At 72.3% G+C, this 13,422-nt stretch carries 11 protein-coding genes; 6 read left to right on the top strand and 5 right to left on the bottom strand.

Features of this window, described 5'->3' with window-relative positions; all coding sequences use genetic code 11:
- Position 1: 1 nt before the first annotated feature.
- The 5 genes from ACIQCZ_RS10155 to ACIQCZ_RS10135 are packed head-to-tail and all read left to right on the top strand — an operon-like array spanning position 2 to position 4,488.
- Positions 2-793 (top strand): ABC transporter ATP-binding protein, encoded by a 792-nt coding sequence (locus ACIQCZ_RS10155; RefSeq protein ID WP_402281173.1) that lies wholly within the window; start codon positions 2-4, stop codon positions 791-793.
- Positions 790-1,533 carry an ABC transporter ATP-binding protein gene (locus ACIQCZ_RS10150; RefSeq protein ID WP_402281172.1) on the top strand — a complete coding sequence of 248 codons (744 nt, stop codon included), beginning with the start codon at positions 790-792 and terminating at the stop codon, positions 1,531-1,533. Before ACIQCZ_RS10155 ends, ACIQCZ_RS10150 begins: the two co-directional genes overlap by 4 nt.
- Entirely contained in the window at positions 1,533-2,420 is an 888-nt protein-coding gene (locus tag ACIQCZ_RS10145; protein WP_402281170.1) for a branched-chain amino acid ABC transporter permease, read from the top strand. The genes ACIQCZ_RS10150 and ACIQCZ_RS10145 overlap by 1 nt, the downstream gene beginning before the upstream one ends.
- On the top strand, positions 2,417-3,571 hold the full coding sequence (locus tag ACIQCZ_RS10140; protein ID WP_402281168.1) for a branched-chain amino acid ABC transporter permease: 1,155 nt from the start codon (positions 2,417-2,419) through the stop codon (positions 3,569-3,571). The genes ACIQCZ_RS10145 and ACIQCZ_RS10140 overlap by 4 nt, the downstream gene beginning before the upstream one ends.
- Positions 3,568-4,488, top strand: coding sequence for an alpha/beta fold hydrolase (locus ACIQCZ_RS10135; RefSeq protein WP_402281167.1), 921 nt, complete (start codon positions 3,568-3,570; stop codon positions 4,486-4,488). The genes ACIQCZ_RS10140 and ACIQCZ_RS10135 overlap by 4 nt, the downstream gene beginning before the upstream one ends.
- Before the next feature lie 218 nt (positions 4,489-4,706).
- Here the strand turns inward: ACIQCZ_RS10135 and ACIQCZ_RS10130 are convergent, their stop codons facing one another.
- The 5 genes from ACIQCZ_RS10130 to ACIQCZ_RS10110 all read right to left on the bottom strand — a co-directional run bounded on the left by ACIQCZ_RS10130 (position 4,707) and on the right by ACIQCZ_RS10110 (position 11,282).
- Complete coding sequence (locus tag ACIQCZ_RS10130) at positions 4,707-6,683, bottom strand: helix-turn-helix domain-containing protein (protein WP_402281166.1); 1,977 nt, start codon at positions 6,681-6,683, stop codon at positions 4,707-4,709.
- Between the two features lie 30 nt (positions 6,684-6,713).
- Positions 6,714-7,556 (bottom strand): 3-hydroxybutyrate dehydrogenase, encoded by an 843-nt coding sequence (locus tag ACIQCZ_RS10125; protein ID WP_402281164.1) that lies wholly within the window; start codon positions 7,554-7,556, stop codon positions 6,714-6,716.
- Positions 7,557-7,763: 207 nt separating this feature from the next.
- Positions 7,764-8,519: a copper homeostasis protein CutC gene (locus tag ACIQCZ_RS10120; RefSeq protein ID WP_402281162.1), complete on the bottom strand. Its 756-nt coding sequence runs from the start codon at positions 8,517-8,519 to the stop codon at positions 7,764-7,766.
- Entirely contained in the window at positions 8,516-10,039 is a 1,524-nt protein-coding gene (locus tag ACIQCZ_RS10115; protein ID WP_402281160.1) for a M81 family metallopeptidase, read from the bottom strand. Before ACIQCZ_RS10115 ends, ACIQCZ_RS10120 begins: the two co-directional genes overlap by 4 nt.
- 22 nt (positions 10,040-10,061) lie before the next feature.
- The gene (locus ACIQCZ_RS10110; RefSeq protein ID WP_402281159.1) at positions 10,062-11,282 is read right to left on the bottom strand and encodes an ROK family protein; all 1,221 of its coding nucleotides are present in this window, start codon (positions 11,280-11,282) and stop codon (positions 10,062-10,064) included.
- A 282-nt stretch (positions 11,283-11,564) separates the two neighbouring features.
- On the opposite strand from ACIQCZ_RS10110, the gene ACIQCZ_RS10105 reads away from it, so the two are divergent.
- Positions 11,565-13,382, top strand: a complete 1,818-nt coding sequence (locus ACIQCZ_RS10105) for a peptide ABC transporter substrate-binding protein (protein ID WP_402281157.1) — start codon at positions 11,565-11,567, stop codon at positions 13,380-13,382.
- The last annotated feature ends 40 nt before the right edge of the window (positions 13,383-13,422 follow it).

Below are 13,422 nucleotides of genomic sequence, written 5' to 3'. Positions count from 1 at the left end.
GATGGCCGCACCGGACACCATCGCAGAGCAAGCGGCCGGGGCGCGGACCACCGCCCCGGTGCTCCGGCTGACCGGCCTCGGCTGGGCCGTCGGCGGGGCGACGATCGTCGAGGACGTCACCCTCAGCGTCCACGAGGGCGAGTTCCTCGCCTTCATCGGCCCCAACGGGGCGGGCAAGACCTCACTGTTCAACCTGATCAGCGGGCTGACCACGGCCACGTCGGGCACGATCGAGCTGGACGGTACGGACATGACGGACCGCCCCGCGCACGCGCGGGCGAGGCGCGGCATCGGCCGCACGTTCCAGACGTCCAGCCTCTGGCCGGGGATGACCGTGGCCGACCACGTCCGGCTCGCCGCGCAGGCCGCCGGGGGCGGTTCGTACCGGCTGTGGCGGCGCGCCCGCCCGTACACGGCCGAGGTGGCCGGCGTACTGGAGCGCACCGGTCTCGGCCACCGGGCCGAGGTGCCGGCGTCCGAGCTGTCGCACGGCGAGAAGCGGAAGCTGGAGCTGGCGGTGCTGCTGGTGGGCGAGCCGCGGCTGATGCTGCTGGACGAGCCGATGGCCGGGGTCAGCGCCGAGGAGGTCCCCGCGCTGACCGAACTCATCCGCACCCTGCACCGGGACGAGGGCCGCACCGTCCTGATGGTCGAGCACCACATGGACGTGCTGCTGGGTCTGGCCGACCGGCTCGCCGTGATGCACCACGGACGGCTGCTGGCGCTGGACACCCCCGATGCCGTGACCGCCGACCCGACCGTGCAACAGGCCTACCTCGGGGAGGGGTTGTGACGAAAGGGACCCTGCTCGCCGTACGGGACCTGCGGGTCCTGATCGGCGGCCGGCACATCCTGCACGGCGTGGACCTGGACGTCGCCCGGCACGGGGTGACCGCGCTCCTCGGCCGCAACGGCGCCGGCAAGACGACGACCGTGCGCGGCGTCCTCGGCCTCGTCCCGCGCACCGGCAGCGTGCTGCTGGACGGCGAGGAGACCGTGCCGATGCCCACCCACACCGTGGTGCGGCTGGGCATCGGCTACGCCCCCGAGGACCGGGGTGTCTTCGCCGGGCTGACCGTGGCGGAGAACCTGCGCCTGGCCGAGCGGCGCGGCGCGGGCGAGCCCGCCTACCCGCTCGTCCATGAACTCTTTCCCGAACTGAAGGCACGGGAGCGGCAGTTGGCCGGGACGCTGTCCGGCGGGCAGCAGCAGATGGTGGCCATCGGGCGGACACTCCTGAACGGAAACCGGCTGATCATCGCCGATGAACCCACCAAGGGCCTGGCGCCCAAGGTGGTCACCGAGGTCGCCCAGGTGCTGGAGCGGGCCGCCGAGGCGGTGCCGGTGCTGCTCGTGGAGCAGAACCTGGCCGTCGTGCGACGCCTGGCCGAGCACTGTGCGGTGCTCGCCGACGGCCGGACGGCCCATCAGGGCCCGGCCACCGAGCTGCTGGGCGACGCGGAGGCGGCTCGCAGGCTGCTCGGCGTGGGCCACGGCCCGCTCACCGCACACACCGTGGAGGCGGATTCCTGATGTCCACCGTCGTCCTGCTCACCATGACCGGACTCGGTCTGGGGGCGCTCTACTTCCTGATCGCGTCGGGACTCTCACTGATCTTCGGCCTGATGGACGTACTCAACTTCGCGCACGGGGCGCTGCTCTCCATCGGCGCGTACGGCACCTGGTGGGCGGCGTCCGGTCATCTGCCGGGCGCCGGGCCGGGCGGAGCGGGATTCGTCCTCGCGGTCCTGTTCGGTACGGCGGTGGGCACCGCCGCCGCCGTGCTGCTGGAACTCGCCGTCGTCCGCCCGCTCTACACCCGGCCGCGCGAGCAGGTGCTCGCCACGGTCGGGGTGGGGCTCGCCGTCCCCGCGCTGCTGTCGGGGATCTGGGGCTCGGACGCCCGGACCTTCCCCGGGCCGAAGGCGCTGTCCGGCACCATCGGCCTGCTCGGCGCGCAGGTCCCGGTCAACCGGCTGGTGCTGGTCGCGGCGGCGGTCGTCGTCCTCGTGGCGCTGCGGCTCTTCCTCGGCCGCACCCGGCACGGTCTGGTGGTGCGGGCCGGGGTCGAGGACCGGGCGATGGTCACCGCCCTCGGCATCGACGTGCGGCGGGCGTTCACGCTCGTCTTCGCGATCGGTGGCTGCGCCGCCGCGCTCGGCGGGGCGCTGGGCGGGCTGTACTTCGGTTCGGTCGACCCCCGGCAGGGCACCTCGCTGCTGATCTTCGCGTTCGTCGTCGTGGTCACCGGAGGCATGGGCTCGGTGACCGGCGCCGCCGTGGCGTCCGTCGTCATCGGCCTGGTCCAGCAGTTCGCCAACTACTACACCGCAGCGGGTCTCGGCGACCTGGCCGTCGTCGTCCTGCTCGCCGCGCTGCTGCTTCTGCGTCCGCGCGGACTGACCGGGAGGCTCGCGTGAGCACCGCCACCGAGACACACGACCGCACCGGCGACCGGCACACGGTCGTGCCGGCGCCCGGGCACACCGCCCGGCTGCTGCGCCGCTGGTGGCCCGCCGCCGCCCTGCTGGTCCTCGCCGTCGCGCCGTACAGCGCGCTGCCGCTGCCCGGCCTCCTGGACGGACCCCTCGGCAGCCCGGGAAGTCTGCAACTCCTGGCCACCTGCCTGCTGTTCGGCGCCCTGGCGACCGGATACGACCTGCTGCTCGGCCGCACCGGGCTGCTCTCCTTCGGGCATGCGCTCTACTTCGCCGTGGGCAGTTACGCCACCAGCATGTTCCTGCTGGAGGCGGGCCTCCCGTTCGCCGTCTCCGCGCTGCTGGGCCTCTGCTCCGGGATCGTGCTCGCGCTGGTGCTGGGATCGGTGAGCCTGCGGGTCACCGGCATCGGCTTCTCCATGGTGACGCTGGCCTTCGCCCAGGCGGGCTCGATCCTGGTCTCGCGCAACCCCGGCGGCCTCACCGGCGGCGAGGAGGGGCGGGCCGCCCCCGCCGATCTGCTGCCGTCCGGGCTCGTCGGCATCGAGCACACCGCGAACCTCTACTGGGTGGCGCTCGCCTACCTCGTCCTCACCCTCGCCGTCGTCCACTGGGCGGTCCGCTCCCCCACCGGCCGCGTCTGGGAGGGCATCAGGGAGAACGAACGCCGGGTGGAGGTGCTGGGGCTGAAGCCGTACGGATTCAAGCTGACGGCCTTCGTCCTGGCGGGTGCGCTGGCCGCGCTGGGCGGACTCGTGCATCTGCTGCTCACCGGCGGCTCGACCCCGCAGACGACCACCTCCGACTTCACGCTGTCCCTGCTGGTGATGGTGGTGCTGGGCGGATCGGGCACCCGCTGGGGCCCGATGGTCGGCGGCATCCTCTACACCTGGGCCGATCACCGGCTCGGCGACCTGGCCGGGTCGGGCGCGGTCGCCGACCTGCCCGCGGTGCTGCGGGTACCGCTCTCCCAGCCGCTGTTCCTGCTGGGCGTGCTGTTCGTGGCCGTGGTACACCTGCTGCCCGGCGGCCTGGCCCGGCTGCCCTCCCGACTGGCCGCGGTACGCCGCGGGCCCACCGCCACCGAAACGCTCCCGGCCGTGCAGGCCCGGAAGGAGAACGGACGCCCGTGATTCCGTACGAAGAGATTCAGGTCCCCGTGACCGGGGGCGAGCTGGCGGTACTGCGGTGGCCGGCCGCCGATCCGGGCGCGCCGGCCGTCGTCGCCCTGCACGGCATCACGGCCAACGCGCTGTCCTGGGCCGCGGTGGCGAGACGGCTGGAGGGCCGCCTCACCCTGATCGCCCCGGATCTGCGCGGCAGGGCCGGGAGTTCGGCCCTGCCGGGGCCGTACGGGATCGCCGCGCACACCGATGACGCCGCCGCGCTGGCCGAGGCGCTGGGGCTGGACCGGGTGGTGCTGGCGGGCCATTCGATGGGCGCGTTCGTGGCGGCGCTGGCCGCCGTACGGCATCCGGAACGGTTCGGGCCGCTGCTGCTGGTCGACGGCGGCATCGGCTTCCCCGCCCCCACCCATCTCTCCCCGGACGAACTGATGACCGCCGTGATCGGCCCGGCCATGGACCGGCTGTCGATGACCTTCCCCGACCGGGCCGCCTACCGCTCGTTCTGGCAGGCGCACCCCGCGTTCGCGGCTGCCTGGTCGGCCGAGGTGGACGCGTACATCCAGCGGGACCTGACCGGGGACGAACCCGCCATGCGCTCGACCTGCCGGATCGACGCGGTACGCACCGACGGCATCGGCCTCTTCGACGAGGAGGTGCTGACGGCGGTACGGAAGCTGCCCGCCCCGGCGACGCTGTTGTGGGCGCAGCGGGGGCTGATGGACGAGGAGCAGGGCCTGTACGACGAGACCCGCCTGGCGGCGGCCGGGCTCGACGACACGGAGGTGACGCCGGTGCCGGTGCGGGACGTCAACCACTACACGCTGCTGACGGGCGACACGGGCGCGAAGGAGATCGCCCGCCGCCTGCTGGCCCTGACCGGGGCCCCGGGCGCGTCCGACGCCGGCGCCCCGCCCGGGACCTGAGCACCCCCCGCGAGCCCGCTCGCGGGGGCCCCGCCCCGAGCGGCCGGGCGGCCGCTGGTGCTGTGGCCGGAGAGGTCTGCCGGGAGGCTCGCGGCGTCCGGTGTGGTGCGTCGCAAGGCGGAGGATCGCCCTCGTGCCGGCCGCACTCGGGTGATGCGACAACGCGGCGAGGTGCCGTACCGGGCGCCGCGAGCCGGTGAACCTTTCCGGCCACAGCACTAGCGATCCCGGCCGCCCGCCAACCGGTGCAGACGCAGCGCGAGTTGGATCTCCAGGGCCCGCCCCGGCTCGTTCCAGTCCCGCCCCAGCAGCACCTGCACCCGGTCCAGGCGCTGCACCACCGTATTGACGTGCACGTGGAGTTCGTCCTTGGCGCGGATGAGACTGCCCCCGGAACCGAAGTAGGCGCCGAGGGTCCGCACGAGCTGGGTGCCGCGCTGCGCGTCGTACTCCAGCAGCGGTCCCAGCGTCGCCGAGACGAATCCGTCGACGTCCTGGGCGTTGCCCAGCACCACGCCCAGGAAGCCGAGTTCGTCGACGCACGCGCCTTCCCCGGTACGCCCCAGGACCCGCATGGCGCGCAGGCAGCGGGCGGCCTCCCCGTATGCGGAGGCCAGCTCGCGGGCGCCACGCGCCGGTCCGGTGGCGGCGACGGTGACGGGGGCCTGGATCAGCTGCCCGAGCTGGGCGGCGGCCGAGCGCGCCGCGTCACCGGCGGCCGGGGCGGGGTCGTCGCTCGCTATCAACAGCACCACGTGCCCGGCGTGTTCGGCGCTGACCCCGCTGATGTCCCCGCCGAACAGATAGCGCATCGCGGCAGGGGCCAGCCGCTCCCGGGGTCCGCCCTCGGCCACCAGCAGCAAATGCGGACGGTCGAGGTCGATACCGAGGCGCCGGCCGCGTTCGGCCAGTCCGGCCGGGTCGCGGTCCGCGTCGGTCAGCAGGTCGGTGATCAGCTCGCCGCGGACCCGGTTCTCGGTCTCGGCGACCGTACGGCGCAGCAGCAGAAGGAGTCCGGTGACCACCGAGGCCCGTTCGAACAGCCGCCGGTCGGAGTCGTCGAGCTGTTCGCGCCGGTGCAGGACGAGGCCGGCAAGGAGTTCCTGTCCGGCGAGGACGGCACAGATCCAACGGCCGTCGCGGTGCACGGCACGGGCTCCGGTACGGGACGCCTCGGCGGTCTCGGCCAGCCATCCGGCGTCCGTGCTGTCGGCGGCGAAGTCCGCGCCGTCGGGCCGGACCGCCGCCAGGAGCCGGCCGCCCGGGTCGTGAATGGTGAGCGGGGAGTCCAGCAGCCCCGCGACCGCCTCGGCGACGTCCTTGACGTCACGGCCGCGCAGGACCAGGTCGGTCAGCCGGTCGTGGGACTCCTCGGCCCGCCGCATGGCCGCCGAGTGCGCCCGGACGGCCGCGTTCGCCTCCGCCAGCTCGGCGTTCGCCCCGGCCAGTTCGTCCAGAGCGGACCGGGTGTCGGCGAGAGCGCGGGCGGTGTCGATGGCGATGGCGGCGTGTGCGGCGAGGGAGCACAGCAGGGCGACCTCGTCCGGGCTGAAGACGCGGGGCGCGCGGTCGGCCGCGAAGAGGACGCCGATGACCTTTCCCGTACCGCCGCGGCTGGAGCCCAGGAGCAGGGGGACGCCCAGGATGGCGACGAGCCCCTCGTCCAGCACCCCGGCGTTGATGTTGCGGGTGTGGTGGAAGCGGTCGTCGGTGCGGTAGTCATGGGTCGCGTACGGGCTCGCGGTCTGTGCCACCAGACCGCCGAGCCCATCGCCGAGCTCCAGCCGCAGCCGCTGGAAGAGCACCGACACCGACCCGTCGGTGACCCGCATGTAGGTGTCCCCCGCCTCCTCGTCGGGGAGCGTGAGATACGCCGTGTCCGTGCCGAGCAGCATCCTGGCCCGGCGGACGATGGCCTTCAGCACCTCGTCCAGGTCGCGGGAGGCGGCGAGATCACCCGCGGTGTCGAAGAGCGCGGTGAGCTGGAGCTCGCGGCGCCGGTGCTGCCGCAGGGCGCCCCTGATCCGCAGGGCGGTGGCGGTGGCCCGCTCCACCTCCGCCAGATCGCCCGCGGGCACGCCGGCGGCCCGCGCCTGCGAGGAGACGGCGCCCAGTGCCTCGGCGGGGGCGTCGTCGGCCAGCAGTTCGAACAGGCGCCGCAGATGGGGAGCGGCGGAGGCGGACGGTTCAGACATGGGCGGCCAGCGTTCGTAGGGGGCGGGAGGTCAGTTGGCGGTCCAGCCGCCGTCCATGGAGAGCGAGGTGCCGGTGATGTGCCCGGTACGCGGTCCGCAGAGCCACAGCACGGCCTCGGCGACCTCGTCGGGTTCGATGAGCCGCTTGATCGCGCTGCGTTCCAGCATGATCCGGCCCACCACCTCCGCCTCGGAGACGCCGTGCGTACGGGCCTGGTCCGCGATCTGGTTCTCGACCAGGGGGGTGCGTACGTACCCGGGGTTGACGCAGTTGCTCGTCACCCCGTGTTCCGCCGCTTCGAGCGCGACCACCTTGCTGAGTCCCTCCAGTGCGTGCTTGGCCGTCACATAGGCCGATTTGTAGGGGCTGGCCCGCAGGCCGTGCACGGACGAGATGTTGACCACGCGCCCCCAGCCGCGTTGGTACATCCCCGGCAGGGTCCGGCGCAAGATGCGGAACGGGGCTTCCACCATGACGCGCTGGATCAGCGCGAAGCGGTCCGGCGGGAATTCGTGCACGGGGGCGACGTGCTGGAGCCCGGCGTTGTTGACCACGATGTCCGCGTCCGCGGGCAGCGTGTCCACCGCCTCGGGCACCGACAGATCGACCACCCACGCCGTTCCGCCGAGCGTCTCGGCCAGCTCCCCGGCGGCTCGGGCGGCCTTGTCCACCACGTGGACGTGGGCGCCCGCGACGGCCAGGGCCTGTGCGCAGGCCCGCCCGATACCGCTCGCACCACCGGTCACCAGGGCGGTGCGCCCGGCGAGGGGCCGGTCTGCGGATGCCGGCGAGGAGCCGGCGGCGGGCGAGGGGACGGTGAGCGGGGCGGTGTGCGCGCCTGGCCCGTGGTCCGGGCTCTGAGGAGTCTCCATGGTCGTCACCGTAAGGAGACCGAAGCCCACGTCACACGGGGTCGGTGCACACACCGACGCACTCCGGCATGGTGGCGGCGTACATGGTGCGGGTCCGGCCGGTGGCCGTCGGTGGGTCATCGAGGGCGGCGCCCGGCTGCGGCCCGGCACCGTGGACGGGGCGGGGCGGGTCCGCCGCGTACCGCCGGCTCGTGCCCCGGTCCGAGGTCAGCCCGCCGCCTGAACCGCCCGTCGCGCCTCGGCCACCACTTCGGGGTCGGTGACGAAGTGGGTGTCCTGCTCGGCCGACGCGCCTCCGGCGCCGAGCGGTATCCACTTGCCGCCGCGCCGGGGCAGCGCCCTCGCCTTGGCGGAGAGGTGGACAGCGGCGACGCCGACCGAGGTCAGAGCCGGGATGTCGGCGGGGCGCACGCCGCCGCCGGCCATCACCTGCACCCCGGGTGCGGCGGCGGCCATCGCGGCGATCGCCGCCAGCCCGTCGGCCGCGACAGGAGCGCCGCCCGAGGTGAGGACCCGGGTGAGACCGAGTGAAGGCAGCAGTGCGGCGGTGGCCACCGGGTCGGCGGCCTGGTCGATGGCACGGTGCAGGGTGATGTCCACGGGGCGGCCCGGGGCGCGGGCCGCTTCGGCGAGCCGGGCGACCGCCGCGGTGTCCAGGGCGCCGTCGACGGTCAGCGCGCCGATCACCACGCCGGAGGCACCGGAGGCGATGACGGACCGCACCTCGGCGGCCATGAGCGCGATCTCCTCCGCGTCATGGACGAAGTCGCCGGGCCGGCACCTGACCAGCACGTGCACCGGCAGCCCTTCCGCGGCGACCGCCTCCACCAGGGCTGCCGACGGGGTCAGGCCGCCCAGCTCCAGGGCGGTGCAGAGTTCGACCCGGTCGGCGCCGTGCTCCCGGGCGGTCCGGGCGCCGGCCGGTGAGGTGACGGCGATCTCCAGGGCGGGGCGCACGGTCACTCGTCGTCCCCGGTCAGCGGCTGGTCGGAGGCGGGGATGATGCGGGCCGACAGATCCGGGTCTGCCATCTCGCGGTCGAAGGGGAACATCGGGCGGCGGATGCGGTGGTGGCCCAGGCGTACCAGGTCCTGGTCCACGCCGCCGGGGGTGAGCGCCATCTTCCACCCGACCGACATGTCGAAGAGTTCGGGCTCCAGGTAGCCGATCTTCACGATCACGATGTCGGCGCCGCGCGGGTCGAGGTCCAGGTCGGTGAAGTCGTGCTCGTGGTGGTAGGGCTTGCGAAGCCCGGTGAGGATCGCGTACACGCTGCCGACCCGGATCACGACCTCGGTCCGGGCGTCGCGGTCGCCGTGCCGGATGGCGTGCACCACACCGGTCAGGGTGACGGGGCCCGCGTGCCGGTCGTCCACCTCGGCACCGGCGGTGACCGTGACGGTGGCGCCGACACCGGCGGCGACGGCGGTCTCGACGGCGGCCGGTCCGGGCACCGAGGCGTAGATGACGGTCGGGCCGTCGTCCTTCCGGAACTCCGGGCGGGCCAGCAGCCGGGTCAGGCCCCAGGTCATGTCGCCGGCGCCGCCGGCGGTCGGGTTGTCCCCGGTGTCGCTGATGAAGTACGGGCGCTGGTCGGAGCCCAGGGCCTCGTCCAGGATGCCGTCGAAGGTGCCGGTCGGGGCGACGAAGTCGAAGTCGTCGCGGGCCTTCCAGAAGCCCTCGGCCAGGCGCTCGGCACCGGCCGAGACGGCGCCACGGTCGGTGCCGGTGACCACCACCACGGCCCGGTTGCGCGGTTCGTCGGCCCAGGCGTAGCCGACCCATATCGCGGCGTCGATCACACCGTCCATGGCCTCGACCTCGTCAACAGCCGCGTACACGCTCCTGGCCGGCTCGATCCGGGTGGAGGTCTGCTCTCCGGCCAGCAGCACCGGCACCGGCACCCAGGCCTTGACCGGGCGGGGCGCGCCGGAGGCCAGCAGGTCCACCAGGTTGCGGACGGCCCGCTCCTTGGTCTCCATGTGGTCCTCGTGCGGGGCCATCCGGTAGCAGGTGATCAGGTCGCTGCCGTGGGCGAGTTCGCGGGAGACGTTGCCGTGCAGGTCCATCGAGGTGGAGATGATCACGTCGGGGCCGACGGTGGCGCGGATGCGCTCCAGCAGCACCGCCTCGGCGTCGTCGATGCCCTCCACGGTCATCGCGCCGTGGATGTCGTACCAGAGGCCGTCCGGGTGGGGCAGCGCGGCGAGCCGTTCGATCAGCTCGTCGGTCAGCTCGGTCCAGGCGGCGGCGGTGACGGTGCCGCCCGGCAGCGACTTGCCGACCAGGGCGCCGTGCCAGTCGGCCGCCTCGCGCAGCTCCTCACCGGGGGCCAGGAAGGGGTAGCGGTCCAGCACTTCGGCGCCGCGCGAGGGGTGGAAGGCGGGGGCCTGGGTGCGGGCGGGGGAGAAGGTGGACGACTCGATGCCGAGTCCGGCGATGGCTATGACCGGGCGGGCTGCGGCGGTGCGGGATTGCGACATGGCTCCTCGTAGGGGTGGGGCGTCAGACATGACGGGGCGCGGGGGCGCGGAACTGGTCGGCGGCGCCGACCTCGCCCAGGGCGCGGGCCAGGGAGCGCTGCAGGGCGAACTGCCCGGCGCCGACCAGTCCGGCGTCGGCGCCGAGGCTGGCCCGCTCGATGGTGAGGTGTTCGGTGACGAGCGGGTGGCAGCTCTCGTAGAGCTGGCTGCGCACGGCGGCGACGAACGGTTCCAGGGTGGAGAGGATGCCGCCGAGGTAGACGGCGTCCGGATTGAAGAAGTTGACGTTGGCGGCGAGCACTTGGCCGAGGTAGTCGCCGGCCCTGCGGACCGCGCGGGTGGCCAGCGGGTCCGCGTCGACGGCGAGTCGGGCCACGTCCTCGGGGCTGCTGACGTCGGCCCCGCGCTCGCGCAGGATGCGGACCAGGGCGGCGCCGGACGCCACGGTTTCCAGGCAGCCGGTGTTGCCGCAGGAGCAGGGGATGTCGGCGCCGCCGTCGATCCGGATATGGGTGATGTCACCGGCCGCGCCGGTGCCGCCCCGGTAGAGGCGTCCGTCGACGATGACGCCGGCGCCGATCGCGGAGCCGATCTTCACCATGATCGTCTGCCGGTGCTCGGCGGGCCGTACGGTGTGCTCGCCGACCGCCATGCAGTTGGCGTCGTTGTCCACGGCGGCCGGGACGCCGAAGCGTTCCTCCAGCCAGGCGGTGACCGGGAAACGGTTCCAGCCCGGCATCCGCGACGGCAGGACGACCGCCCCCGACGCGATGTCCACCGGCCCGGGCAGCGAGAGCCCGACTCCGCGCAGCCGGCCACGTCCGCGCTGCTCGGCCAGCGCCTCCAGGGTCTCGGCGAGCCGGGGCAGGGCCGCCTCGGGGCCGTCGGCGATCACGAAGGGGACGGTCGATACGTCGGTCAGACCGCCGCCGGGCAGCACCACACCGATCCGGGCGTGCCGGCCGCCGAGGTCGGCGGCGACCGCGAACTCGTCGCTGCTTCCCAGTCTCAGCGCTTTGCGGGGGCGCCCACCGGTGGAGGACTGGGTGCCCTCCTCGGCGATCAGCCCGCGCTCCACCAGATGGGCCACGGTGAGAGAGATGGTGGAGGCGGCGGCCCCCAGCAGTCCGGCGAGTTCGGCGCGTGACGAGGCCTGGCCCGATGCGACGAGTTCCAGGACCCGCGCGGCAAGGGCTGGAGTGCCTTTTGCGGCCCTGCGGTCCCATGCACTTATTTCAGTCATGTACGAAGTAACTTCCGCAACTGTGGGTGTGGCGAAGACAATACGCCCGCGCCCAGCACGGGGGAACAGCTTCGCGAAGGAAGTAGACCCTGCCTTAAAGCTATTCAATCCACCCAAATACCCCCAATGGGGCGAGGTGATTGAAGCAGGAGAGCTTTTGTCGAAGGTGCAGTAACTTACTTTTTACTAATTCTTGTTTGTTTCTTCGGTGTGTCCGGCGTTAGCTGTCGTGAACGCAGTGCCGGTCCCGGACATACGGGTCCTTTCACTCTGAGGAGAGTCATGTTCCTTGCTCACACGGCGAACAGCCGCCGCTGGGCCCTTGTCGCGGGCGCCGCTGTCACCGCGGGTGCTCTGCTGACCGGTTGTTCCGGGGGCGGCACCTCGTCGTCCGCCTCCGGTTCGTCGGACACCATCAACTACGCACTGCCGGCCAACTTCACGCCGAACTGGATCCTCCCCGTCGGCACCGCCGCGCACCTGAACACCAACAACTCCTCCATATCCCAGTCCCTCTGGGAGCCGCTGATCGCGTACGACGGCTCCACCGGCAAGGTCGGCTGGAACAAGGACAACTCGCTCGCCACCGCCGCCGACTTCGCCAAGGACAGCAAGAGCGTCACGATCACGCTCGGCGACCGGCACTGGAGCGACGGCAAGCAGATCACCTCCCGCGACGTGGAGTTCTGGTTCAACCTGGTCAAGGCCAACAAGGCCGACTGGGCCAGCTACAGCCCGGGCAAGGCACCGGACAACTGGACCTCTCTGAAGGTCGTCGACGACACGCACTTCACCATCACCTTCGACCGGGCGTACAACCAGCAGTGGATGCTCGCCAACGAGTTGAGCATGATCCGCCCGATGCCGCAGCACGTCTGGGACAAGACCAGCGACTCGGGCACGGTGTCGGACCTCGACCGCACCGCCGCGGACGCCAAGAAGGTCTGGGCGTACCTGAACGACGCCGCCAAGAAGATCTCCGGTTACGCCACCGACCCGCTCTGGAAGACGGTCAGCGGCCCGTACACCATCAAGTCGTTCTCCACGGCCGGCAAGGTCCAGCTGACGGCCAACGCCAAGTACGACGGCGGCGGCAAGGCCAACATCAAGACCGTGAACCTGCTGCCGTTCACCACCACGGACGCCGAGGAGAACGCGCTCCGGGCAGGCACGGTCGACTACGGCTACATCAACGCCACCAACCTCAGCCAGGAGTCGTCCTTCACCGCCAAGGGCTACACGGTGAAGCCGTGGTCCGGCTGGGCCATCACGTACATGCCCTACAACTTCAACAACCCCGCCATGGGCGCGGTGTTCAAGCAGCTCTACGCCCGCCAGGCGATCCAGATGTCGGTGGATCAGACCACCCTCTCCAAGGTCGTCTTCAACGGCACCGCGGTCCCCACCTACGGCCCGATCCCGCAGGGCCAGAGCTCGTCCTTCGTCTCGCCGGAGCAGAAGAACAACCCGTACCCCTTCTCCACCGCCAAGGCGAAGCAGCTGCTGACCGGCCACGGCTGGACCGAGCAGAACGGCACCATGGTGTGCACCGCGCCGGGCACCGGCGACAACCAGTGCGGCGCCGGCGTGGACAAGGGCACCAAGTTCCAGATGCAGGTGCTCTCGCAGTCCGGTTCGACCGTGACCGACAACATGATGAGCGCCCTGCAGTCGTCGTTCGCCAAGACGGGCATCGACTTCACCATCAAGACCGCCCCGGTCAACTCGGTCCTCTCGCAGGCCGGCCAGTGCAAGGCCGACCAGGCCGGCTGCAAGTGGCAGCTGTCGTTCTTCGGCACCGCGGGCAGCTGGTACTTCCCCGCCTACCCGAGCGGTGACTCGCTCTTCGCCACCGGCGGCGGCTCCAACTTCGGCAGCTACTCCAACCCCGCCGTGGACAAGCTGATCACCCAGACCACCACCTCCTCCTCCGACGAGGCGGTGCAGAAGTACAGCGCGGCCCTGGCCGAGGACCTCCCGGTCATCTGGCTGCCGGAGCCGGACTACCAGGTCTCCGTGGTCAAGAAGGGCCTGGGCGGCTTCGCCCAGGACTCGCTCGCCAACTTCCACCCCGCCATGTGGAAGTGGACGACCAAGTGAGCCCGGCCGGTGACCCCGCGTACCACTGAGCCGAAGCGAC

Source organism: Streptomyces sp. NPDC093149 (assembly GCF_044754145.1).
Classification (GTDB): domain Bacteria; phylum Actinomycetota; class Actinomycetes; order Streptomycetales; family Streptomycetaceae; genus Streptomyces.
The sequence above is the reverse complement of the archived record's forward strand: the minus strand, read 5'-3'. Positions and strand labels throughout refer to the sequence as shown.

Bases quoted from the DNA above. Each gene is read 5' to 3' on its own strand.
- ACIQCZ_RS10155 (WP_402281173.1), top strand. From the start codon at position 2: ATGGCCGCACCGGACACCATCGCAGAGCAAGCGGCCGGGGCGCGGACC.
- ACIQCZ_RS10145 (WP_402281170.1), top strand. From the start codon at position 1,533: ATGTCCACCGTCGTCCTGCTCACCATGACCGGACTCGGTCTGGGGGCG.
- ACIQCZ_RS10130 (WP_402281166.1), bottom strand. From the start codon at position 6,683: ATGTCTGAACCGTCCGCCTCCGCCGCTCCCCATCTGCGGCGCCTGTTC.
- ACIQCZ_RS10125 (WP_402281164.1), bottom strand. From the start codon at position 7,556: ATGGAGACTCCTCAGAGCCCGGACCACGGGCCAGGCGCGCACACCGCC.
- ACIQCZ_RS10115 (WP_402281160.1), bottom strand. From the start codon at position 10,039: ATGTCGCAATCCCGCACCGCCGCAGCCCGCCCGGTCATAGCCATCGCC.
- ACIQCZ_RS10110 (WP_402281159.1), bottom strand. From the start codon at position 11,282: ATGACTGAAATAAGTGCATGGGACCGCAGGGCCGCAAAAGGCACTCCA.
- ACIQCZ_RS10105 (WP_402281157.1), top strand. From the start codon at position 11,565: ATGTTCCTTGCTCACACGGCGAACAGCCGCCGCTGGGCCCTTGTCGCG.